The 22,730-nt window shown below is 46.6% G+C and carries 21 protein-coding genes and 1 tRNA gene; 3 read left to right on the plus strand and 19 right to left on the minus strand.

Features of this window, described 5'->3' with window-relative positions; all coding sequences use genetic code 11:
• Window positions 1-172: 172 nt before the first annotated feature.
• Window positions 173-1,516, minus strand: a complete 1,344-nt coding sequence (gdhA, locus tag T472_RS10155; RefSeq protein ID WP_023387446.1) for an NADP-specific glutamate dehydrogenase — start codon at window positions 1,514-1,516, stop codon at window positions 173-175.
• A 206-nt stretch (window positions 1,517-1,722) separates the two neighbouring features.
• Here gdhA and T472_RS10160 point away from each other — a divergent pair, with 206 nt between their 5' ends.
• Entirely contained in the window at window positions 1,723-2,283 is a 561-nt protein-coding gene (locus T472_RS10160; RefSeq protein ID WP_023387445.1) for a cob(I)yrinic acid a,c-diamide adenosyltransferase, read from the plus strand.
• A 55-nt stretch (window positions 2,284-2,338) separates the two neighbouring features.
• Here the strand turns inward: T472_RS10160 and cuyB are convergent, their stop codons facing one another.
• From cuyB to T472_RS10240, 16 genes are all read right to left on the minus strand, one after another.
• Window positions 2,339-3,034, minus strand: a complete 696-nt coding sequence (gene cuyB / locus T472_RS10165; protein WP_023387444.1) for a cysteate racemase — start codon at window positions 3,032-3,034, stop codon at window positions 2,339-2,341.
• Entirely contained in the window at window positions 3,031-4,587 is a 1,557-nt protein-coding gene (locus T472_RS10170) for a Mur ligase family protein (protein WP_023387443.1), read from the minus strand. The genes cuyB and T472_RS10170 overlap by 4 nt, the downstream gene beginning before the upstream one ends.
• A 151-nt stretch (window positions 4,588-4,738) precedes the next feature.
• Window positions 4,739-5,989 carry a 3-phosphoshikimate 1-carboxyvinyltransferase gene (gene aroA, locus T472_RS10175; RefSeq protein WP_023387442.1) on the minus strand — a complete coding sequence of 417 codons (1,251 nt, stop codon included), beginning with the start codon at window positions 5,987-5,989 and terminating at the stop codon, window positions 4,739-4,741.
• A gap of 143 nt (window positions 5,990-6,132) precedes the next feature.
• Window positions 6,133-7,263 carry an aminopeptidase gene (locus T472_RS10180; RefSeq protein ID WP_023387441.1) on the minus strand — a complete coding sequence of 377 codons (1,131 nt, stop codon included), beginning with the start codon at window positions 7,261-7,263 and terminating at the stop codon, window positions 6,133-6,135.
• Between the two features lie 2 nt (window positions 7,264-7,265).
• Window positions 7,266-8,123 (minus strand): DMT family transporter, encoded by an 858-nt coding sequence (locus T472_RS10185; RefSeq protein WP_023387440.1) that lies wholly within the window; start codon window positions 8,121-8,123, stop codon window positions 7,266-7,268.
• A gap of 123 nt (window positions 8,124-8,246) precedes the next feature.
• Window positions 8,247-8,322 (minus strand) — tRNA-Lys (locus T472_RS10190).
• 193 nt (window positions 8,323-8,515) lie between these two features.
• Window positions 8,516-9,409 (minus strand): 2-hydroxy-3-oxopropionate reductase, encoded by an 894-nt coding sequence (gene garR / locus T472_RS10195; protein WP_023387438.1) that lies wholly within the window; start codon window positions 9,407-9,409, stop codon window positions 8,516-8,518.
• Window positions 9,410-9,418: 9 nt separating this feature from the next.
• Complete coding sequence (locus tag T472_RS10200; protein ID WP_023387437.1) at window positions 9,419-10,351, minus strand: transketolase family protein; 933 nt, start codon at window positions 10,349-10,351, stop codon at window positions 9,419-9,421.
• Window positions 10,352-10,365: 14 nt separating this feature from the next.
• The gene (locus T472_RS10205) at window positions 10,366-11,187 is read right to left on the minus strand and encodes a transketolase (RefSeq protein ID WP_023387821.1); all 822 of its coding nucleotides are present in this window, start codon (window positions 11,185-11,187) and stop codon (window positions 10,366-10,368) included.
• 2 nt (window positions 11,188-11,189) lie between these two features.
• Window positions 11,190-11,999 (minus strand): sugar phosphate isomerase/epimerase family protein, encoded by an 810-nt coding sequence (locus tag T472_RS10210; RefSeq protein WP_023387820.1) that lies wholly within the window; start codon window positions 11,997-11,999, stop codon window positions 11,190-11,192.
• A complete protein-coding gene (locus tag T472_RS10215; RefSeq protein ID WP_023387819.1) occupies window positions 11,996-13,042 on the minus strand; it encodes a zinc-dependent alcohol dehydrogenase in 1,047 nt (348 codons plus the stop codon). Before T472_RS10215 ends, T472_RS10210 begins: the two co-directional genes overlap by 4 nt.
• A gap of 157 nt (window positions 13,043-13,199) precedes the next feature.
• Window positions 13,200-14,219 (minus strand): 4-hydroxythreonine-4-phosphate dehydrogenase PdxA, encoded by a 1,020-nt coding sequence (locus tag T472_RS10220; protein ID WP_023387818.1) that lies wholly within the window; start codon window positions 14,217-14,219, stop codon window positions 13,200-13,202.
• Between the two features lie 36 nt (window positions 14,220-14,255).
• Complete coding sequence (locus tag T472_RS10225) at window positions 14,256-14,942, minus strand: FadR/GntR family transcriptional regulator (protein WP_023387817.1); 687 nt, start codon at window positions 14,940-14,942, stop codon at window positions 14,256-14,258.
• A 42-nt stretch (window positions 14,943-14,984) separates the two neighbouring features.
• Window positions 14,985-15,971 (minus strand): tripartite tricarboxylate transporter substrate-binding protein, encoded by a 987-nt coding sequence (locus tag T472_RS10230; protein WP_023387816.1) that lies wholly within the window; start codon window positions 15,969-15,971, stop codon window positions 14,985-14,987.
• A 29-nt stretch (window positions 15,972-16,000) separates the two neighbouring features.
• Window positions 16,001-17,554 (minus strand): tripartite tricarboxylate transporter permease, encoded by a 1,554-nt coding sequence (locus T472_RS10235; RefSeq protein WP_023387815.1) that lies wholly within the window; start codon window positions 17,552-17,554, stop codon window positions 16,001-16,003.
• Between the two features lie 11 nt (window positions 17,555-17,565).
• On the minus strand, window positions 17,566-18,027 hold the full coding sequence (locus tag T472_RS10240; RefSeq protein WP_207643966.1) for a tripartite tricarboxylate transporter TctB family protein: 462 nt from the start codon (window positions 18,025-18,027) through the stop codon (window positions 17,566-17,568).
• Between the two features lie 539 nt (window positions 18,028-18,566).
• Here T472_RS10240 and T472_RS10245 point away from each other — a divergent pair.
• Both T472_RS10245 and T472_RS10250 read left to right on the plus strand, forming a co-directional pair.
• Window positions 18,567-19,643: an iron-containing alcohol dehydrogenase family protein gene (locus T472_RS10245; protein ID WP_242864794.1), complete on the plus strand. Its 1,077-nt coding sequence runs from the start codon at window positions 18,567-18,569 to the stop codon at window positions 19,641-19,643.
• Between the two features lie 13 nt (window positions 19,644-19,656).
• The gene (locus T472_RS10250; RefSeq protein WP_023387812.1) at window positions 19,657-20,277 is read left to right on the plus strand and encodes an SOS response-associated peptidase; all 621 of its coding nucleotides are present in this window, start codon (window positions 19,657-19,659) and stop codon (window positions 20,275-20,277) included.
• A gap of 42 nt (window positions 20,278-20,319) precedes the next feature.
• Here T472_RS10250 and T472_RS10255 read toward each other — a convergent pair whose 3' ends face one another.
• The gene (locus T472_RS10255; protein ID WP_023387811.1) at window positions 20,320-21,915 is read right to left on the minus strand and encodes an ABC-F family ATP-binding cassette domain-containing protein; all 1,596 of its coding nucleotides are present in this window, start codon (window positions 21,913-21,915) and stop codon (window positions 20,320-20,322) included.
• 127 nt (window positions 21,916-22,042) lie between these two features.
• Window positions 22,043-22,666 (minus strand): AAA family ATPase, encoded by a 624-nt coding sequence (locus T472_RS10260; RefSeq protein ID WP_023387810.1) that lies wholly within the window; start codon window positions 22,664-22,666, stop codon window positions 22,043-22,045.
• Window positions 22,667-22,730 lie beyond the last annotated feature (64 nt).

Here is a 22,730-nt window from a genome sequence, read left to right on the forward strand (position 1 = left end):
CTTTATTTATTCAATTGTTTTAGACCATATAGAAGGGCAGGTTCAACTTGTCAATCCAACAGGTTTTGTGATTGACCCAAAATATTTAACAAATTAACGAGAAAATCCCATTTTGGAACAATTCGAAAATAAAGGAAGCAGCCTCACAGCTGCTTCCTCAAAACCTATGTATTTATATGCCCTGATACACCATTGCGTCAGCAACCTTTACAAAGCCTGCGATGTTGGCACCCATTACAAGGTTATCCTTGTCGCCATACTCTTCGGCCATCTTGCTTGCATTTTCGTATATCCTCTTCATAATGCCCTTGAGCATGTTGTCGACTTCATTCTTTTCCCAATACATCCTCATGGAGTTCTGGGACATTTCAAGAGCCGATACTGCAACTCCGCCGGCATTTGCTGCCTTTGCAGGTGCGAAAAGCACCTTCCTCTCCCTGTATACATCCTGGGCCTCGAGTGTCGAAGGCATGTTAGCACCTTCGCCTACAAGGATTACTCCATTGTCGGCAATCTTAATCGCCTCATCCTTGTTGATCTCATTCTGGGTTGCACAAGGCAATACGATATCGCACTTTACATCCCATATGTTCCTTGAACCCTCACGATATTCCCCTCTGCCTGTGCGTGAAGGATATTCGCTTATCCTCTTTCTCTCGACATCCTTGATCTGCCTCAGCACTTCGAGGTCAACACCGTTTTCATCATATATGTAACCATTGCTGTCTGAACACGCTACAGTCTTCACTCCAAATTCAGCAAGCTTCTCTATCGCAAACAGAGCAACGTTTCCTGAACCTGATACTACAGCTGTCTTGCCGTTCATCTTAATTCCTCTGTGCTCAAGTATCTCCTTCACGAAATATACAAGACCGAACCCTGTCGCTTCAGGCCTTCCAAGGCTTCCACCGTATACTATGCCCTTGCCGGTAAGTACGCCTGGCTCTGAAGAACCCATGATCTTCCTGTACTGCCCGTACATATATCCGATTTCTCTGCCGCCGACACCGATATCTCCTGCAGGAACGTCTATATCTTCTCCAATATGCCTGTAAAGCTCAGTCATGAAGCTCTGGCAGAACCTCATTACCTCCATTTCACTCTTGCCCTTTGGATCAAAGTCGCTTCCACCCTTACCTCCACCGATCGGGAGTCCTGTCAGCGAGTTCTTGAATATCTGCTCGAAGCCAAGGAACTTTATTATGCTAAGGTTGACTGAAGGATGATACCTAAGGCCGCCCTTGTAAGGTCCTATGGCGCTTGAGAACTGAACCCTGAAGCCCCTGTTAACCCTTACTTTCCCTGAATCATCTACCCATGGAACCGAGAATATTATCTGCCTGTCTGGCTCGATGATCCTTTCCAGGATGTTGTGCTCCATGTACTTGGGATGCTTTTCGATTACTGGTGTCAGAGAGTGTAGGACTTCAGTAGTTGCAGCTATGAACTCATCCTCTCCCCTGTTCTTGGTCCTAACTTTTTCAAGGACCTCCTCGATATAGTCGTGTGCGTTCATGATGATCTCCCCTTCTCATTGGTTTTGCATTAATGATAAGTTGTTCTGTGTTTATTTGCGTTTGTGTCATAATTGTTTCGAAAAGATTAACAATATTATTTAGTATACCACACTTTGGATGTTGTACAATTATCTTGAAAGCACCCGGATAAATTTTTTTCGAACTGCTTTTATTGAATGCAAATTATTGGATATGGAGGACTGCAATGGGAATTGTAACCAAGACAGGCGACAAAGGTACTACGGGAACCCTAGGGGGTGAAAGGGTACTGAAGTCATCACCGCTTATCGAGCTTAACGGACAGATAGATGAACTCAATTCATCCCTTGGATATCTCTGCTCCCTTATCGATGAAGGTGCAGAATTCACAAGGAAAAAGGAAATAACAGATTTCATAAGGTACATACAGAACGGACTCTACAATATGGGTAGCGAGATCTCCTCTAAATATGAGGTCCTTAGATTCAACGAAAGCCATCCAAAGCTGCTTGAAGAAAAGATAGATGAGCTTACCTCACTGATGCCCGAGCAGACTCATTTCATACTTTTTTCAGGAACCAGACAGGCTACTTACACTCATGTAACAAGGTCCCTTGCAAGAAGAGCAGAAAGGCAGTACGTGAGATACCTGCTCGAGGAGGAAATAGAGACCTTCCCCCAAAGCTACATGTTCCTGAATAGACTTTCAGATTATCTCTTCACACTTGCACGCTATCTGAACCAGGAGCTTGGCGGCACCGAGATCACAACGACCGCCTGGAAATAGAGGAAGAGGAACATCCGGCAGATATGCTGAATGTTCCTCTTCTATTTTAATGAGTTTATTCGCTCACCATTGCTTCTGCCATTACATCCATGGGGTCTACACACGGCATGGAAAGTGACTCAGAGTCAAGCACAAGCCCAATTTCCGTACATCCAAGGACTACCAGTTCAGCCCCCTTCGATATGACATGTTCCCCAGCCTCAATAAGCATCTCAACCGGCCTTCCTTCTGTGACCCCACTCTTTATGCCAGTTCCCTCTCCGTAGATAGCCTCCATTACCTTATCCTTCTGGATATCAACATCAGGATAGATGAGCTCCAATCCTGTAAGATATTTGTTGAAAATCCTGGTATTCATGGTTCCAGTGGTAGCAAGTATGCCTACCTTCCGAATATCAGGAAAATTCCTGTCTATGTACTTCTTCAGCTCCTCCAGCGCATTCATGATCTTCATCTCTACGCCGTTCTGTATCTCATCAAAGAAGTAATGGGAGGTCATGCATGGGATGCATGCGATATCCACACCCATTCTTTCCAGGTTTCTCGCAGTTTCAATTATCATTGGAACCGGATTCTCTCCAAGCCCAAGTATCGCCCTGGTCCTGTCAGGTATCTTGGGATTGCTGTCTATGATTATCCTGAAGTGTTCCTGGTCCTTGTTGACCTTTGTGGCCTTTATCATCTTCATGTATAGCTGCGCAGTTGCCTCAGGCCCCATCCCACCTATTATTCCTAGTATCCTGTCTCTCATATCTTCAAATTCTCCAATAGCAAGGTTCTGTCCTTAAGCGGTCTTAAAAGTTCATCTTCCGGGATTTCCGGCCTTAGGGTCCTCATCATTTTAAGGGCTATCTCAGCGCCATAATCCATTCCCTGTGATCCGGCAAGGAGGATCATATCCCCCTTCAGTGCTTTGCCTATGGCATGGGCTATTGCATCCTCAAGCTTCCCGAAAAGTGGTGTTTCGAGCCCGGATCCCTTCAGCGCATCGAAATACACCTCTATCTCCTCAGCTTTGACCTCATCCTTAGGTCCCACAAGCCCTTCACTCAATGTTCCGATTATCTCATCCATAGGAAGGGAATCCTTCCATTTGAGCAATGTTTCAATATTCTCCCTGTTGACAGTAGTGCCACGGTTCCCGCGTATAGCATAGACTATGTGCAGCTTTCTGCAATTGGACCTGGAAATGCTCTCCAGCGTAACATCAATATTTCTGCTGTTGGCAAAATGGTCATCTGCGATCACAAAGTCCCTGTCATACACATACTGGAACCTTCTCTCAACCCCGGTGAACCTTTTAAGGGCATTTGCTATTACACCTCTGTCCGTACCGTCTATCAGGGCCATGGCGATCACTGAAAGGGCATTTGTAATAGAATGATAACCGGGAACACCAAGCTCAACATGGAACGTCCCTTTTTCAACCCGTCCTTCCAGTCCGTCAAAATCCACAAATACAACTACCTCCATTGATGCCTTTCCTGAGGAAAGGTCATATCCGGAGCAGTATATGTCCGCAGCTGCATCTGATACGGAATAGGTGATCACTCTTGCATGCGTCCTGCCTATGAGGCTCCTGGCATAAGGATCATCGTAATTCAGGACGGCATATGCATTTTCACCGGCATCTGTTATCAGGCTCGATTTCGCTTCGAAATACTTCTCGAGGCTTCCATGCTGGTCAATATGCTCCCTGCTGAAATTATTGAATGCGACGATATCAAACTCAATGTCAGCTACCCTATGCTGTTCAAGTGATGAGGATGATACCTCCATGGTTACCTTCTCTACTCCATTATCCTTCATTTTCCTGAGGCTTGCCTGTATTATCCTTGCATCAGGAGTAGTCATCGAAGACGGTATGGTTTCTTTCCCGTTCTTGATCCTGACACTTCCGAAAAGTCCGGTGGTATTGCCCCTCTCTTCGAGTATGCTGTCAAGCATATAGGAGGTAGTGGTCTTGCCATTTGTAGCAGTTATTCCAAATACCCTCATTTCAGCTGAAGGTGTTCCGTAGTAATTACTGCAGATGCGTGAGTGAGCACGTCTTGTGTCAGCTACTCTCAGCTGCGGGATACCTATATCATCACTTGGGCTTTCAACTACAGCACAGGCTGCACCTCTTGCTTCGGCATCCTTCAGATACATGTGTCCGTCACTGTAATGTCCCTTTATGGCAGTAAAGAGAAATCCGTTCCTCACTTCCCTTGAGCTTACAGTAATGTCTGCTATTTCAATATCTTCAGTATATCCTCTTTTTTCGAGGATCTCGATACCCTTCATCAATTCACTGATCCGCATCACAATCACCTATCCTAAATAATCATCTAATTTTATCATATATTCACATTCTGTAGAACGAGGTTTGAAAACCTAAGAAAATCATCAGAATCTGAAAATATGACTATAAGCATCCGAATAGCAAGGGCATCCTTTGAGGATGCCCTTGAAACTATCTGCTGCAAAGCATATGTTCGAAATCGTTGAAGAACTCCGGGTAAGACTTGTTTACAGCCTCATACCCATCTATATATACCTTGTCCAGAGACCTCAGCGCAGCTACAGCTGACGCCATAACGATCCTGTGGTCGTTGAATGCGAATGACCTGCCTCCCTTGAGCATATCCTTGCCTTCGATCACAATGTCCTCACCATCTTCCCTGGCATCTCCTCCAAGTGATGTTATCATTGCCACAGTGGTCTTTATCCTGTCTGACTCCTTGTACCTTAACCTCTTACCGTTAAGCAGCCTGCCTGTACCCTTTGAAAGACTCAGGAGCACTCCAAGTATTGGTGTAAGGTCAGGTGTCTGTGAGATGTCAATGTCAATTGCCTTGAGGTCAGACCTTCTCGCCCTTAGGCCATCCGGGGTTTCATCGATCACTCCACCCATGTCCTTGATTATCCTGACAATATCAGCATCTCCCTGGGCAGTACCCTTCTCAAGGCCGGTTACAGTAACATCGCCGCCCAACACTCCAGCAGCCAGCATGAAGGCCCCCTGAGAGTAATCCCCCTCTATCTTGTAGTCTCTCGCAAGATAGCTCTGGTTGCCCTTTACACGGAATGTGTTGCCATCCCTCGCAACCTCAATGCCAAAGTCCTCCATTACCTTCAGTGTCATATTGACATAGCCTTCAGACTCCAGCTCTCCAGTTACCTTTAGGACGCTGTCACCCTCAAGCATAGGAAGCACCAGCAGCATTCCGGATATGAACTGGGAGCTGACATCCCCTCTCATGGTGAACTCTCCGCTTGTTAGCTTTCCCTTTACTACCAGACTTTCAAGGCTGTCCCTGTATAGTACGATATCAAGGTCCTTGAAGAGCTCCTCATATACGGTAAGCGGTCTCTTAAGAAGACCGGTCTTGCACCTGAACTCGAACACCTCATCGAACAGGAGCGTTATTGGTATGAAGAACCTGAGCGTGGATCCCGACTCTTCCGGTTTCATCGTCCTGTCCCTGAACTGGCCGAACCTCGTCGCATCAATCGACAGTGACCTGTCTGAAAAAATAAAGTCAACGCCTAGATCTTCAAGGCACTTCAATGTAGCCATGATGTCCAGTGACATGTCGAAATTATCCAGAACCCCTTTTCCTTTGGAAAGCGAAAGAGCAATAAGCGCCCTATGCCCGTATGATTTTGATGCAGGGATACGTACGGTTCCATTTACCTTCTTGCAGTTTATCTCTTTGATCATTTGTACCACGCTCCTATTCCCGTTCAGTATTCGTCTTCTCTTATTGTAAGGGCAACAGGAATATTTATAAACAAAATGTCAATTTTATAACAAATCGTTAATATTTTATTCATATGATGCGAATCCAACCGAGGAATTTCCAATTATCTGGCTTCAAATCGTTCAAGCACGTCCATTATGAAAGCCCCATCCCTGTAAAACAGCTCATCGTCTGCAGCTATGGACCCGCCTTTCCGCAGGTCGCCTATCATGTCCCAGTGCACTGATGACCTGTTTGTTCCGCCAGCCTCAGGCATGGAGTCACCTATGGCCATGTGGAAGGTACCTCCTATCTTTTCATCAAAAAGCGTATTCTTTGTGAACTCCCTTATTCCGTAGTTGGTCCCAATGGCTACCTCTCCGAAGAATCTTGAACCAGCATCAGTATCTAGGACATTCTGAAGGAGGTCCTCTCCCTCCTCCGCGTAGGCACCGGTCACCCTTCCACCACACACCTCAAGCCTTATCCCACGAATCTCCTTCCCAGCATAGATGAGCGGGAATGTGAATGTGACATGCCCGTCTATCTCTTCATGGACTGGCGATGTGAAGATCTCACCATCCGGGAAATTCTGTTTCCCATCGCAGTTGATCCACTTTCTTCCAGCGATCGACACCCTTATGTCCGTGCCTTCCGATAATATGTGCAGTTCTTTCTTTGTATCAAGGTACCTGACCCACCTTTCCTGCTCGAGGCTTATCTTCTTCCATTCAGCTACCGGGTCTTCCTTGTCCAAAAGCCCCGCACCATATACAAAATCCTCATAGTCCTCAAGGCTCATTCCAGCTTCCTGGGCATCGGCAAAGGTCGGGAACTGGGTTCCGCACCATCTCATGCTCCCATCCCCTGTCCTTTCAGAATATATCTTCCTCCAGGATGCGGCTCCCCTGGCTGAAGCCTTTATCTTTTCAGGAGGAACTGATGCCGCATACTTGAGGTTCCTCGATCCCCATGCAGTAAGCCATACATCCACCTTTTCCATCATTGCCTTCTGGAGCTCATTCTCTTTCATCAGCTGCTCTTCACTTGAGTTCTTGAGCACTATCTCCTGTATCTCATCAGAAGTAAGCACAGTCTCCACATGGGCTCCCGCCTTCACTGCAGCCTTTACTATCTCCTTGGCCCACGGCAGCGCCACCTCGTCGCATCTGACATAGACAAAGTCCCCCTCCCTGACTTCAGTTGAATATCCAACAAGAAGCTTTGCCAGTTTTTCAAGTCTTTCGTCCTTCATGTCTACCCCTTTCTGTTCACAAGGAACACCCCTAATATGATTACAGCAGCCCCTGCGATCTGCAGAGGAAACACAGCTTCCTTCAATATGAATATGGATACCGCGACACTTATCGCAGGTTCAAGGTTGATGTATGCGGTGGCCTTGACGCTCCCCAGGGCCTTAAGGCAATAAAGGTACAGGTTGTACCCGACGAAAGTGCATACTATCGAGAGATACAGCAGATGGAATATGCCTGTTGGGCTTAAAGTCTGCAATCCCGTCCTGAGAAGTATCGGGGAAAGGAACAGCGTCCCCCAAGCATTCGTGTGGAATGAAGCCTCCATCGGTGAATAGCTTCCCTTGAGGTTGCTCATGAGAAGCGTATATGCGACCCACGATAGTGCTGCACCCAGTACCAGAAGGTCCCCTAATGTTCCGGAAGAGAAAAGCGAGAAGTTTTCCTTCGCCAGCACAATCAGTGCTATTCCGGCAACAGACATGGCAACACCCGCAACCTTCCATCTGTCCAGCCTTATCTTCAGCACCACAGAATTTACCAGCAGGGTTATTACAGGAATCGTGGAAATGATAATTGCAACATTTGCAGTTGTTGTAAGCTTGACACCTATGTTCTGAAAGGTGAAGTATGTCGCCACCCCAAAAAGCCCTCCCAGAACGAATCTAAGCCTATCTTCCCTGTGGACCCGTTTTCCCCTGCCAAATGCAAACAGAGACATTACCGCAGTGGATATGGCGAACCTGTAGAAAGCCGAAAGCACCGGGTCTATCTCATTGACCACGAATCTTATGCTTAGATAGCTAAGCCCCCAGATTACCATAAGGATAACAGCCGCAGCGTGCGGCAAAAACTTCTTCATTAAAACCTCCATGGTGCCGATTAGGCACACAAGCTAATTCTATCCCATTTGGGGAACCAAGTGAACCTTCAGATTCTTTCGGACATATGAAAAAATCCGATACAAACGTATCGGATTCTTTGATGGTGGTCGATCAGGGGCTCGAACCCTGGACCCTACGATTAAGAGTCGCATGCTCTACCAACTGAGCTAATCGACCGCGGTTTTTACTGACAAAGATTATTATACTTACCTGCCATAGTAATGTCAACAAAAAATTCCATATTTTTGTGCAGGTTTTTTTCATCCTCTTCCAGGCTACAAGTGTCCGCGGATTCATCCTCCAACATATTAAAGGTAGAGGCATGGGACAATAGCCGCATGCCTCCGGTAAAAAAGACTTAATGGGAGTATCAGTCTTTCCTGATGGCAGTTCCTGAAACCTTCTCATAGTACTTGGCTATTGCAGAATGGTCGCTCTGACCTTCCCCATCGGCCTTAAGCACCTGAAGCATCTGCTGGACGCCTGCAGTGAGGGGAAGCGGTGCTCCAGCTGCGGCACCTGTATCCAATGCGTTTGCAAGGTCCTTGATATGCAGGTCGATCTTGAAGCCAGGCTTGAAGTTTCCTTCAAGTATCATCGGTGCCTTGGCATTCATTACTGTACTTCCTGCAAGACCGCCCTTGATGGCATTGAACACCTTCTCCACATCAGCTCCGGCCTTTTTCGCAAGAAGGAGCCCTTCACTGAGTGCCGCTATGTTAAGTGCTACTATGATCTGATTTGTCAGTTTGCATGTGTTTCCGCTACCTATAGGCCCTACAAGCAGTGCAGACGCTCCCATTATATCGAACAGGGGCTTGGCCTCATTGAAATCTTCTTCATTTCCACCAACCATGATCGCAAGAGATCCATCTATTGCCTTAGGCTCTCCTCCCGATACTGGTGCATCTATCATCCTCAGCTTCTTATTAGACAGAGCCTTCTCCATTTCCTTGGAAGCATCCGGTGCAATGGAGCTCATATCAACAACCAGGGTCCCTTCAGATGCGCTTTCAAGTATGCCTCCTTCACCAAGGACAACCGCCTTGACATGTGGAGAATTGGGAAGCATTGTGATTATCAGGCTGCAGTCCTTTGCAACTTCTGATACGCTTGCCCCTTCCTCCGCTCCTGCTTCAGCGAGATCAGCTACCGCTGACTTGTTCAAGTCATATACCTTCAGACTGTAGCCCGCCTTGACAAGGTTCTTTGCCATGGGCCTGCCCATGATTCCAAGTCCTATGAATCCTATCTTCTTATCCATCGATTCCTCCTATTGAAGTGAAACAATAGTTTCTATTGCCTCTACAACCCTTTCCGTAGTCAGGTTCTGATATTTGAGAATATCACCATAGCTGTGGGCACTTCTGCCAAAGCAGTCCTGTATTCCAACAAACTCGACAGGCATCCTCTCGAGCCTTAGAGCTTCTGCAATGGCGCTTCCCAGTCCCCCGACTATGCTGTGCTCTTCAGCTGTAACGACGCCTTTTGCGCCCTTTACAAGTTCCTTGATCCTTACCTGGTCAAGCGGCTTTATGGTGCTTATGTTAACTACCTTTACTGACACCCTGCCTTCGAGCTTGCTGGCTGCTTCCATTGCAAGTGTCAGCATATAGCCTGTGGCAAAAAGTACCACATCGCTTCCTTCCTTTAGGATTGAAGGCACTCCGATTTGAAATGGTTCATCCGGGGATGTGACATTTGGATAATCATTTCTGTTCAGCCTTATGTAGCATGGTCCGTCATATTCTGCCAATGCCCTTACAGCCTTAACAGTCTCGTTTGCATCAGCAGGACAAAGAACTGTCATGTTCGGGATAGCTCTCATTATGGCCACATCTTCGACTGACTGGTGAGTTGAACCGTCTCCGAAATCAGATACTCCAGCTGATGATCCGCATATCTTGACATTGAGCTTTCCGATGGCAATAGTCTGCCTTATCTGGTCGTACGCCCTTCCGGAAGCAAATACCGCGAATGTGTTCACAAAAGGTATCTTGCCTGTCTGCGCAAGTCCTGCAGCTACAGATGTCATGTTTGCCTCAGCGATTCCCATCTCAACATGCCTGTCAGGAAAATTTTCCTCAAAAAGCTTTCCTCTTGTTGAACCTCCAAGGTCCGCATCAAGTATCACAATGTTCCTGTTCACTTTACCTAGTTCTACAAGGGTAGAGCCATATGCCTCTCTCTGATTTGTATATTCCATTATGGTATCCTCCTCTATGAAAGCTCGGCCATAGCCTTGTCGTAGTTCTCCTTAGACAGCATCCCGTTATGGTAGCTGACTACGTTCTCTGCAAAGCTCAGTCCCTTTCCCTTTACCGTATTCATTATTATGACAGTGGGTTTCCCGTTCCTCTTGTCAGTTTCGTCAAGCGCCCAAAGTATCTCCTTCATGTCATGACCGTTGATCTCGATCGTATTCCATCCGAAGCTTTCCCATTTGTGTCTGATATCCCCTGCATCGAACCTTTCGCATATTGGACCTGTTGCCTGAAGCTTGTTGCAGTCCACTATTCCGACCAGGTTGTCAGTGTTGTATACTGTAGCTGCCATTGCAGCCTCCCATATCTGTCCTTCCTGCTGCTCTCCGTCGCCCATGAGCACATACACCTTGCTGTCCAGGCCGTCCATCTTCAGTCCCATGGCCATTCCAAGACCGATTGAAAGCCCCTGCCCGAGTGATCCGGTGCCAGCCTCTATTCCAGGTGTCTTCAATACATCCGGATGTCCCTGGAGATATGAATCGATCCTCTTCGTGTTGACTAGGTCCTCAACCGGGAAGTAACCGGCCTCAGCCAGGGCCGAGTACTGGAGTATCGCCACATGTCCCTTGCTCAGAAGGAATCTGTCCCTCTCTGCCATCTTCTTGTTTTCAGGGTCATGCCTCAGCTTATGGAAATAAAGTGCTGCTACCATGTCCGCTGAAGAGAAGGAGCCCCCGATATGGCCAGCAAATCCGACTCCCATGCTTACAATAACGTTTCTTCTAAGTTTTCTGGCCTTATCCTCAAGATCGGCCACAAGCTTTTCATTATACATGTTCATACCTCCTGTGTCATATTGTCTCTAAAGAACCTGAGTGTCGACGGAGCATCCTCCGAGAAGTTTTCTGAATACGCTTCACAGCTGACTCTGCCCTTATATCCGATTTCCCCTAGTGCATTGAAGAAAGGCCTGTAGTCTGATTCATCCATCGCTTTTGGAAATACCCTTCCATCAGGATTTGCCATATGGACATGGACAAGTGAACCCTTGCCATACTTTCGCACTTTTTCAGGACTTTCATCTTCAACAGTAAGGTGGTAATAATCCACGAGTACCTTTATGTTTTCACCTCCGACATCCTCAGCAAGCCTCACACCTTCCTCAAAGGTGTTGATGAGGTTGCATTCAGCTTTCCGAAGTGGTTCTATTGCTATTGTTATGCCATTCCTTCCAGCAATCGGGTCTACAAGCTTCAGCAGATCCACAACCTGCCTGTATCCTTCATCAAGCGGGAACCCTTCAGGCACCATCTTTGCAGGACCGCTTCCAAACACTACTGATTTCGCACCTATTGAACCAGCTATATGGAGAGCCTTCTCTGCATAGGCCAGAACTTCATCGATCCTTACATCGGGTCCTGTCAGACGGAAGGTCTTTGGAAACATGTTGTTGCATACCTCGCAGCTCATTCCTGAAGAATTCAGCCTTCCGACCACATCTTCCCTTTCGGTATCTGTAAGCCTTGTAAGTTCTGCCAACGGAAGTTCCACATAGTCAAAACCTGCTTCCTTCAGCTTCTCGATATTCTCGATACCTGTTCCATCAGTTCCGGTTGAAACCATGTTCAGACAGCATCCGAATCTCATTGGACAGAACCCTCCTTCCTTGAAGGATCTACCACTACCTTTATGAAATCATCAGGAGAAGTATGCAGAAGCTCGAAGTATTCCGGAGCTTCGTCAAGGGTTACCCTTGCACTTATCAGGCTCCTGGTATCAAGCTTACCTGAACCTAGTATGTCCACTACCTCACCAAATTCCTCATGCGTGTAGTTGAAGGTACCAAGGACGCTTCTTGCTGATACAACGATATCCTGCATATTGATCTGCATCTCTTTCTGTGACATTCCTACCCAGATTGAAGTACCTGCCATCTTAAGGCTCTTTATGGATTGGTTTGCAGTTGCCTGAACTCCCACAGCCTCTATAGAAATGTCCGCCATTTTCCCGCCTGTGATTTCACCTAGCGCTTCCAGGTAATCCACTTTTGATGGATTCACTATGGCATCAGCTCCAAGAGCCAGAGCGGTCTCAAGCCTCCTTTCACTGAGGTCGCTGATTATGACCATTTTGGGCTCCCTGATCTTGACAAGCTGCAGTATGCATAGTCCTATGGTTCCCGCCCCGATTATAAGGACAACCTTGCCCCTCAAGTCCCCCGCCTTCTTTACAGCTCCGTAGCCTACGGCATAAGGCTCCGCAAGCGCACCATCCTCAAACTTGCAGCTGTCAGGAAGCCTGTACAGCAGCTTTTCCGGCACTGCGAGATATTCCGCCAATGCGCCATCCTCTGTCAGCACGCCGAAGAACCTCTTGTTAAGGCACATGTTCGTGTACCCGTTCAAGCAATTTTCGCATTTGCCGCAGAAATTGATAGGCTGGACTACCACCTTGTCGCCAGCACTGAAGGTCTTTGAGCCTTCAGCTGGTGTAACTACCTCGGCAGAAAATTCGTGACCCATTGTCATAGGTGGTATCCTTCTTCCGGTAAGCCCAAGGTAACCATGGACATCACTGCCGCAGATTCCGACAGCCTTTACCCTTAACAGGGCTTCGCCTTCAACCGGCACCGGTACTTTCATATCTTCAATCTCAAGCCTTTTCGGGCCTAGATATCTCAATGCTCTCATTTGACGCCTCCATATTGTATCCTATAAGGGAAAATCCCGATTTTTGCACAAAATTTTCCAAGCCTATGTTTTCTTTGCATTAGTAATGTGTTACCATTAATTAAAATTATAGTTGCCTGATGCTTCTATAAAGATGGAGGTAGACTGTTCCAGCAGTCTACTTCCTTTTATTTTCCCTGTCACTCATCGCCATCCTGGCACAAAGCCTGAATGCCGCTTCAAATGCGCCAGTGTCTGCAATTCCCTTTCCAGCAATATCATAAGCTGTCCCATGGGCTGGAGTCGTTATGGCAAACGGTTGTCCTGCCGCTACTGTGATTCCCTTCTGGAAGCCCTTGAGCTTCATTGCAATCTGCCCCTGGTCATGGTACATGGTGACTACTGCATCATAATCTCCCTTGAAGGCCTTCAGGAATACCGTGTCCGATGGAAACGGGCCATCTACCCTTATTCCGTTCTCTGCCGCCAGCCTCACTGCCGGCTCAAGGATATCGATCTCTTCTCTGCCGCATGTGCCTGAATCACCACCATGTGGGTTGATCGCAGCTATCACTATCCTGGGATTCTCGAATCCGCCCCTTCTTAATGTATCGTCTGCAAGTGTTATTGCATCCATTACCCTTTTAACTGTTATGTTCCGGCTGACTTCACTGAGAGGTATGTGGCTTGTGACCCTGGAGGTCCAGAGGTTATCAAGTACGTTCATTTCTCCGTGAGGAAGGTGTGCTACACCGAGTTTGTCAGCAAACAGCTCGTGCTCGCTCTCATACTCATATCCACCAAGCTTCATTGCAGCCTTGTTCAAAGGGGCGAAGCAGAAACCTTCAAGATAGCCTTCCATGCACCAATCCATTGTCCTGACGAGATTGTCGGCCTCTTCCTTGCCATTCGACGCCGAGACCTCTGACAGTCTAAGGTCTTTTGTATCAAGTGTCTCAGTATCAAGCAAAAGGATTCCTACATAAGTTCCGATTTCTTCCGGTTTTGTTATTCTTTTGTATTCAAAGCTTGCACCTGCTATTTCAATTCCTTTAATGAGCACTCTTTCATCGCCGATTATCACCGGACATGAGTGTTCAGAGAGAAATCCATTGGCAGCCAGCTTTGCGACAAGCTCTGGTCCGATGCCAGCGGCATCGCCAAGCGGTATTCCAAGTATTGGTCTGTTTTCCTTCATATTCCCCCCACAGTCCGGAAGGACCGGGCCTATTCCCTAATTCTGGGAGTAGGTCCCGTAAGCTTCCAGCAGATGTTCCTTCATAAGTTCCTTTGCTAGTTCTCCATCTCTCTCCTTGAGTGCCTCGAGTAGCAGCCTGTGATACTTCTTTCCTATTCCCATACCCACTTTCTCTGTCAAACTGCTTATCGTTTCCCTCATTACATCCCTTACGATGCTGTTCATTTGCATAATCAGGGAGTTCCTGGTGCTTTCCGCTATTATCGTATGGAACTCAAGGTCCTCCTCAACGTACTTATCCAGGTCCTCGCTGTAGCTCTCAAGCCGGTCTACGCTTTCCTCCAATGCGAGAAGCTCCTCTTCAGTCATCTTATAGGCTGCCATTTCAGCAGAACCGACTTCGATGATCATCCTGAACTCAAAAACCTCCCTCATTGAATCCTTCCCAAGATAGACATATGGAATAATCTCATTGACATATATCCCAGGTGTCAGCTCCTTTACAAAGGAGCCTTCACCTGTTCTTGTCTCAAGTATCCCAAGGGTTGTGAGCTTTGACAGCGCTTGCCTTATAGTGATCCTGCTGACCCCGAAGGATTTCGCAAGGTCATTTTCAGATGGCAGCTTTTCACCCTGTGCCCATATCCCTTCAATGATATGTTTCTTCAGCTGGTCGTATACCTGATCGCTTATGCTTGATTTTGTTATTTTCTGGATTTCCATTATTGTCTCCTTTTGCACAAAAGAGAGATGAAAGAATTTTGCTTACTTTATCCCTTTTGATGCCATGAATTCACTCTCAAACTGCTTTACGAAGGTTGTGGCATCCGTGCTGTTCTTGTAGTCTGATATGAGCTTGTATATGTCGATGTATTCAGTCTTCCAGGTTGCTGAATCACTGACCTTCTTGAGGGCTTCCGTGTAGTACTTTACCGCATCCGCACTCATGCTCTTTGGTGCTGCAACGCCTCTCCATACAGGAACCTCAACATTCTTGTAGCTTCCCACTTCACTTAGAGTAGGCGCGTCCTTGAGGTTACCCTCGTATCTCTTCTCAGAAAGTGCAAGTATAGCTGTTAGGTCTCCAGAATTGACATACTCTGATGCCGCGGCAGGCTTTGACATGACAAGGTCAACATGACCGCCAAGTATTGCAGTTATCGCTTCACTTGTCGAGTTGTAGGTTATGTACTTCATGACATCCTTTGAAAGTCCTATTTCAGCTATCATAGCTTCATAGGTAGCTATGTCATCACCCTTGGAGCCTCCGATTATGACAGGAGTTCCAGCCTTGGCTGCATCTATGGCATCCTTGAAGGTCGCATATTTGCTTGCCTTTCCCTTGAACAGCAGCTGCTTGTCGACAGCCATGATAGCTATGATCTGGAAGTTTCCTGACCTGTTTGCAGTATTCTGCACCATAGGCATAAGGTCGCCGCTGTTGAAGGTAAGGAGAGTGTTGTTAGCCTTGTCTCCCTTAAGGTTTGCAACTTCGTTCCTTCCTACTTCACCGTTTCCGTCCGTCTTGTTGTTGACTACGAAAGTCACTCCCTCCACTATCTTGTCCTTTGTCATTATGTCTGTGATCTTTCTTGTGAATATGTCACTTCCGCCACCGGCGCTGGATGTGACTATCCAGTCTAACTGTGATGCTGGCTTGAACGCTGCAGGTGTCTGTTCCTTCTGTCCGCAACCTGCGAGTAGTGCGATACCCATGACTGTGACCATTAGTTTGCTGATTTTCTTAAACATTGTTTCCCCCCAATGATTTAATATATTCTCTACTTTTCAGCAGACAACTCAGTTTTTGATTCTCCCTTAGCTTTTCCAGCCCTGACCTTTCCCAAGATATTCTTATATGCAGGTGTAAGTATAAGGCCCGCAAACACTATTACAAGCGCAGTGCTTATGGGGCTGTTCAGGAATATTCCCAGGCTCCCTCCTGATATGATGAAAGTCTTCCTCATGTTGGACTCAAGGAGAGGTGCCAGTACAAAGGATAGGAGCATTGGTGCCACAGGGTAGTCATTCTTGTCAAGGACATACCCAAGCATTCCTGTTACAAGCATTACCAGCACGCCATACATTGAATTGCTTGTGCTGTATGCACCAACGATGCAGATTGAAGTTATCGCAGGCACCATGTACTTTATGGGTACCGACAGTATCTTTAGAAGATACGGAATCGCCATAATCGATACAATGACCGCAAGCACATTTGACAGGTACAGTGATGCTATGAGTCCCCATGTGAAAACAGGCTGGTTAGTGAACAGCAGCGGTCCCGGATTAAGACCGAACATGATTAGTCCTCCAAGCAATACTGCTCCGGTTCCTGACCCCGGTATTCCGAGGGCTAGAAGTGGTGCGAATGCGCCAGCCGCAGCTGCATTGTTGGCAGCCTCTGCTGCTGAGATTCCTTCTATTGCTCCGGTTCCAAGCGGCTCCTTTGATTTGAACTTCTTCTGTACCGCATATCCCAGGAATGCACCTGTAGTTGCCCCAGCACCAGGAAGAACTCCAACAAATGTTCCCATCATTCCCGAACGTATGGCTGGAGGAAGTAGCCTCTTCCAATCTTCCCACGTCAGCATGCTTCCTTTGATTGAAAGCTTGGTGACCTCACCAGGTGCGACTGGGTTGATGTCCTTTTTGGCATCATGGATCAGCTTTATGACCTGAGAAAATCCTACAGCTCCGATTATGAAGGGTGTAAATGGAATTCCACCCAGAAGGTACATGCTGCCAAATGTATACCTAGGGGATCCGGTAAGGGTATCCATACCTATGGTAGCCAGGAGTATTCCAACCATTGTAACAAGGAGCCCCTTGCTGATATTGTCTCCAACCAGCCAGCTTATCGATGTCATCGCAATGAGAAGCACCATGGTCATTTCGGCAGGACCGAATTTCAATCCTATGTTCGCAAGTGCAGGACCTACTACAGTAAGGATGATCATGCCGATCGTTCCGCCTACGAAGGATGCCATGATGGCAGTCATAAGTGCCTGCCCTGGCCTTTTCCTTTTCACGTTCATAGGGTAACCATCAAGCGTCGTCATGATTGCAGGCGAATCACCGGGAATGTTAAGGAGTATCGCACTGAAGCTTCCTCCGTACATGTTTGAATAGTACAGCGCGCCAAGCATTATCATCGCAGTCAGAGGATTGAATTTGAAGGTTAAAGGAAGCAGTAGCGCGACTCCTGCAAGGCTTCCAATTCCGGGCATCGCCCCCACGATCAGCCCCAGAAAGGCACCAAGCATTGATGCTATGACATTTTGAAATGTCAGCGCTGTCTGAAATCCATTTAACAGATGCTCTAAGTTTTCCAAAGCTTTTCCCCCTATAAAAGATTTTCAAGAAGTCCCATCGGGAACGGTACCTTGAGCCAGAACACGAATGCACCGATTATGATCACTGACATGAATCCCGTTACCTTAAGTGTAGAGATCCATGGTGTCTTCTCGTAGTACCTCAGCCAGATCACTATATACAGAATCACGCTTGGTATCAGCCCGATTATGTATGTCATTGCAATCACACCGACCGCGCCAAGAATGACCATGAGCTCTATGCTGTAATATTTCGGGCTTTCACTTCCGATGGCTCCCTTCAATATGAACAGGCTTACAATCAGAAGTACAGTTCCTGTTATAGTCGGGAAAAACCCTGGCTTAGGCCCGTTAACCCCGTCCCAGAATCCGAATTTGCTTAGTCCAAGCCAAATGAAGACCGCAGATATCAGTAATCCCGCAAGTGGGATGATCAGTCTTGAATTTATCTTGCCCCTTTTCAAATACTTCACTCCTTTATATTTTTGTCTTTGCATCTCTTTCGCGAATCTGTATGCTGGCTACCTGTATTACAGGTATACCCATAATCTACAGAAAATAGTAATCGTTGTCAATAAGCTGAATCCAAAATCTTGGTTACGTTTTCACAGATTGATAATAAAAAAAACACTTAGTATTGACTAATTGCCGTTGATGTTTTGATAAATCGGTAAAAAGCGGTTTCAAATACTCAATACTTGTGAATATAGTTGAACCAACAGATATTGATTATCCTTAAAACAATAAAAAAATAACAGCATTTCCGGTTAACTTCCGAAATCACCTTTACTCTACCTTTTTCAAATGTGTAGCAGTCCATATCACCTCCAGCTTATATATATCAAATCTTATGGTCAGGCACAGGACGAAATCATTAATGTTGCCATATTATGAAGACCTCTGTATTCTGACTCATGGTCATATTTTTGTGCTAAACTTGGAATATGGGGACGGTTACTGCCTTATCCAATTAATTTATGGGGGGATGGCTTTGTTCAATTTCAATTACCATATGCCAACCAAGATAATAATGGGTCCTGACTGTGTGAAGAAGAACAGCAGGCTCCTGAGACAATTCGGCGATTTTTGCCTTATAGTCACTGGTCACGGTTCTTCAAAGATAAATGGTTCTCTGGAGGATGCAATTTCTGCTCTTGAACATGAAGACATACGATACAGGATTTTCGACGAGGTAGAGGAGAACCCTTCACTTGAGACAGTGGAGAAGGCCTTCCTGGAAAACTCCGTTCATCCCGTTGATTTCATATTCGCTATCGGCGGCGGCTCCGCAATGGATGCAGCAAAGGCAGTCTCACTTCTGTTCAGGAACAGGATATCTGCACGGGAACTGCTTTCCATTAAAAATCTAAAGGGGATTCCAGTACTATCGATTCCTACGACTGCTGGAACAGGATCAGAAGCAACTCCATATTCTGTTCTGACAGACCATCAGGAATCCACCAAAAAGAACATCGGCCAGGTCATTTTCCCTGACATCGCATTCCTCGATGCCAGGTACACGATTAATTTGCCGCATCACATAACAGTCTCAACGGCAATCGATGCATTCACGCATCTGGCTGAAGGTTATCTAAACAGGAATTCCAGCATCATGTCCGATGTCCTTGCAGAGAAAGGTTTCTCGCTGTTCGGAGAATGCATCGGTGCGTTGAGGAATGTCTGCCTTACAATACAGGACAGGGAAAAGCTTATGCTGGCTTCAACTTTGGCAGGTATGGAGATTTCCCAGACAGGTACCAGTCTTCCTCATGGAATGGGCTATCCCCTGACCTATTTCAAGGGAGTTCCGCATGGCACAGCGAATGGTATCCTATATGAAGGCTATCTGTCGGTCTTCAAGGACCGAAGGAAGATCGACAGGATGCTAAGCCTGGCAGGAATATCAGGAATACCTGAAATTGGAAACATTTTCAGGGAGCTCCTCAAGTGCGAACTTGTGCTCTCCGAGGAAGAGATAGCGGAATACACGGAGAACATGCTCTGTAACGACCAGAAGCTCAAGAATCATCCTGAACATGTAACAAGGGATGACATTGCCAGTATCTACAGGAGCATCAACCGAAGGTAAGGAAGTGAAAAGAGTGTGCGGAAGATTTCAGCTTGAGCTCAGAATGGAAGACATGGTCAACTTCCTGGAGATAATCGAAGAGGTCAACAAGCGCTATAACTCACAGGACCTTGACCGATATGTGCGGGACAGAAAGGATGTATATCCCGGAACCCAGTCGCTTGCAATAACAGAGGATGGATTTCTTGAGCCTGTATGGGGATATCCGATGGAGAAGAGGCTGATCATAAACGCAAGGTCAGAAACAGCCTTTGAGAAGAGCATGTTCAGAAGATCAATGACTGAAGGCCGCTGCCTTATACCTGCAAACCTCTTCTATGAGTGGCAGGGTGAAAATAAGGTCAAGCATATGATCTCGACCGATGACAGACACATGATGCTTGGGGGTATCCATCAGGTCTTCAGAAATATGGATGGCAAGGCTGAAGAAAGGTTCACAATACTGACCATGGATTCTAAGGATGAGATGGCAAGGGTACATTCCAGGATGCCTGTCATTGTACCCAAGGTCAAATATGCAAGATACCTTGACCGCGAAACCCCGGAAGAGGAGATCCGAAGCATACTGTCATCCTATCCTGAGCGACTTATTATAGCCAGGGATGAAGGTCATAAGCAGATATCGATGTTCTGACTGATAAATTAAGCCTGTGCTTTCGCACAGGCTTAGTTTTTCCTATGATTTTATGCCGTTCCTTATCTCCAGGTATTCATCGAATGTGCACAGCTTGTCGAAGTATGAATCAGGAGTGATTTCAATTACCCTGTTCGCAACTGTCTGGCAGAACTGATGGTCCCTTGACGAGAACAGGAGAACTCCCGAGTAATCTATCAGCCCGTCGTTCACAGCTGTTATCGACTCAAGGTCAAGGTGGTTGGTCGGCTGGTCGATTATGAGGAGATTGGCAGTGCTCAGCATGAGCTTTGACAGCATGCATCTTACCCTCTCTCCACCGGAAAGGACGCTGGCTTCCTTAAGCGCTTCTTCTCCGGAGAACAGCATCCTTCCAAGGAATCCCCTGATATATGTCTCGGTCTTGTCATCAGAGTACTGCCTCATCCAGTCAACAAGGTTCATTTCAACCCCATCGAAATATTCGCTGTTATCCCTCGGAAAATAGCTCTTAGTTATTGTTATGCCATACTTGTAGCTGCCTGAATCCGGCTCCGTCTCACCTGCAAGGATCTTGAACAGCGTGCTGACGCTTATGTCGTTTCCCGCAAATGCTATCTTGTCATCCCTGTTTACAATGAAGGACACATTGTCCAGTATCTTCACTCCATCAATCGTCTTGGAGATGCCATCGACAACAAGTATGTCGTTTCCAGGCTCCCTTTCAGGCTTGAAGCCTACAAAAGGATATCTCCTGTTTGATACCGCAATGTCGTCTAGCGTGATCTTATCGAGGAGCTTCTTCCTTGATGTCGCCTGCTTGGACTTTGACTTATTGGCAGAGAACCTCTGTATGAAGGCCTGAAGGTCCCTGATCTTGTCCTCTTTCTTCTTGTTCTGGTCCTTCATGAGCTGCTGCATGAGCTGGCTTGATTCATACCAGAAGTCATAGCTTCCCATATACATCCTTATCTTACCGAAGTCAACATCACATATATGCGTACATACCATGTTCAGGAAATGCCTGTCATGGGATACCACGATTATGGTTCCCTCGAAATCTATAAGGAAGTCCTCAAGCCATGCTATCGAGACCACATCAAGGTTGTTCGTCGGCTCGTCCAGTATTAGGACTCCAGGCTTTCCAAAGAGAGCCTGCGCAAGGAGCACCTTGACCTTGTCTCCACCCTCAAGCTCGCTCAGAGTCTTTTCATGGCTCTCTGTACCGATACCAAGTCCTATGAGAAGTGATGCAGCCTCTGCTTCAGCCTCCCAGCCGTTCATGTCGGCAAACTCACCTTCAAGCTCGGCAGCCCTGATTCCATCCGCATCGCTGAAGTCAGCCTTCGCGTATATCTCATCCTTTTCCTTCATTATCTCGAACAGCCTTGCATTTCCCATGACGACTGTGTCGATTACCCTGTTGGAATCGTACTGGTAATGGTCCTGCTTCAGGACTGACATCCTTACGTTGTTCCCAATGAACACTTCTCCGGTATTAGGTTCTATCTCACCTGAAAGGATCTTCAGGAAAGTTGATTTCCCGGCTCCGTTTGCTCCAATTACTCCATAGCAATTGCCGGGATTGAATTTCAGGTTGACTTCATCAAAGAGCTTCCTGCCACCATATCTGAGGCTTACATTATTTACACTTAACATTAAGTAATTCACTCCATTTACGTTTTTCGTACAATTAATTATTATACCATCAATTCCTATATAAATGTAAGAAAATGAAATAATAGACCAAATGAAAAATGAGGTCTCAAATGGACCTCATCAAAATTCAATATCCCTTAAGGTATGTTTCAAGGACATCAGATGCCTTCGCCTTGATATCTTCAAGAGTGCCGTCATTGTTTACTATCATGGCAGCCTTTTCGACAAGTGAAGCGACTTCCTTCTCAGTATTGTGGTTCGGATTGCTGTTCTTTGCAACCTCCTCACCATCTCTTGCAACCAGCCTTGCAAACCTGTTCTCCTTTGTTGCGGTTATACCCACAATAAGGAAACCTGACTTCTTCCAGAAGTCGAAGTCATCCTTGGTCCTTCCGCCTACGATCATCGGAATTATCTTCTCGTTGACCCTTCTAAGGTTCTCGTTGATCTCTTCCCATTTGCGGTCCTGAGTTATCTCAACCTGTTCCGCATTGTCCTGTATCATCTTACCGAGAGCATACTTGTTGAGTATGTTCATGTCTATTTCCCTGAGCTTGTCCGCAACCAGCTGCATGAAGCCCCTTTCGTTGTTCTTCCACTCCGGCGAGACGGACACCACGGGTTTCATACCTCTGATAATGTCACTGAGGCCATATTTCTTTACCTTGCTCTCCTTTTCGATGATGTAGTCAGCCAAAGTGTCCTTGCCTGACCCCATTTCTCCAAAGATTATTATTCCGTTGTATTCCATCATTTCCTCCATTTAGGCGCTAAACCTGTTCACATTCAAAGTATATTGAACAAAATCGCTACGC

Origin of the sequence: Youngiibacter fragilis 232.1, assembly GCF_000495435.3 — a bacterium.
GTDB lineage: Bacteria > Bacillota > Clostridia > Clostridiales > Clostridiaceae > Youngiibacter > Youngiibacter fragilis.

What these genes read in the sequence shown, in the direction of transcription:
- gdhA (WP_023387446.1), bottom strand. Translation starts at nt 1,516, where the DNA reads ATGAACGCACACGACTATATCGAGGAGGTCCTTGAAAAAGTTAGGACC.
- T472_RS10160 (WP_023387445.1), top strand. Translation starts at nt 1,723, where the DNA reads ATGGGAATTGTAACCAAGACAGGCGACAAAGGTACTACGGGAACCCTA.
- cuyB (WP_023387444.1), bottom strand. Translation starts at nt 3,034, where the DNA reads ATGAGAGACAGGATACTAGGAATAATAGGTGGGATGGGGCCTGAGGCA.
- T472_RS10170 (WP_023387443.1), bottom strand. Translation starts at nt 4,587, where the DNA reads ATGCGGATCAGTGAATTGATGAAGGGTATCGAGATCCTCGAAAAAAGA.
- aroA (WP_023387442.1), bottom strand. Translation starts at nt 5,989, where the DNA reads ATGATCAAAGAGATAAACTGCAAGAAGGTAAATGGAACCGTACGTATC.
- T472_RS10180 (WP_023387441.1), bottom strand. Translation starts at nt 7,263, where the DNA reads ATGAAGGACGAAAGACTTGAAAAACTGGCAAAGCTTCTTGTTGGATAT.
- T472_RS10185 (WP_023387440.1), bottom strand. Translation starts at nt 8,123, where the DNA reads ATGAAGAAGTTTTTGCCGCACGCTGCGGCTGTTATCCTTATGGTAATC.
- garR (WP_023387438.1), bottom strand. Translation starts at nt 9,409, where the DNA reads ATGGATAAGAAGATAGGATTCATAGGACTTGGAATCATGGGCAGGCCC.
- T472_RS10200 (WP_023387437.1), bottom strand. Translation starts at nt 10,351, where the DNA reads ATGGAATATACAAATCAGAGAGAGGCATATGGCTCTACCCTTGTAGAA.
- T472_RS10205 (WP_023387821.1), bottom strand. Translation starts at nt 11,187, where the DNA reads ATGTATAATGAAAAGCTTGTGGCCGATCTTGAGGATAAGGCCAGAAAA.
- T472_RS10210 (WP_023387820.1), bottom strand. Translation starts at nt 11,999, where the DNA reads ATGAGATTCGGATGCTGTCTGAACATGGTTTCAACCGGAACTGATGGA.
- T472_RS10215 (WP_023387819.1), bottom strand. Translation starts at nt 13,042, where the DNA reads ATGAGAGCATTGAGATATCTAGGCCCGAAAAGGCTTGAGATTGAAGAT.
- T472_RS10220 (WP_023387818.1), bottom strand. Translation starts at nt 14,219, where the DNA reads ATGAAGGAAAACAGACCAATACTTGGAATACCGCTTGGCGATGCCGCT.
- T472_RS10225 (WP_023387817.1), bottom strand. Translation starts at nt 14,942, where the DNA reads ATGGAAATCCAGAAAATAACAAAATCAAGCATAAGCGATCAGGTATAC.
- T472_RS10230 (WP_023387816.1), bottom strand. Translation starts at nt 15,971, where the DNA reads ATGTTTAAGAAAATCAGCAAACTAATGGTCACAGTCATGGGTATCGCA.
- T472_RS10245 (WP_242864794.1), top strand. Translation starts at nt 18,567, where the DNA reads ATGCCAACCAAGATAATAATGGGTCCTGACTGTGTGAAGAAGAACAGC.
- T472_RS10255 (WP_023387811.1), bottom strand. Translation starts at nt 21,915, where the DNA reads ATGTTAAGTGTAAATAATGTAAGCCTCAGATATGGTGGCAGGAAGCTC.
- T472_RS10260 (WP_023387810.1), bottom strand. Translation starts at nt 22,666, where the DNA reads ATGGAATACAACGGAATAATAATCTTTGGAGAAATGGGGTCAGGCAAG.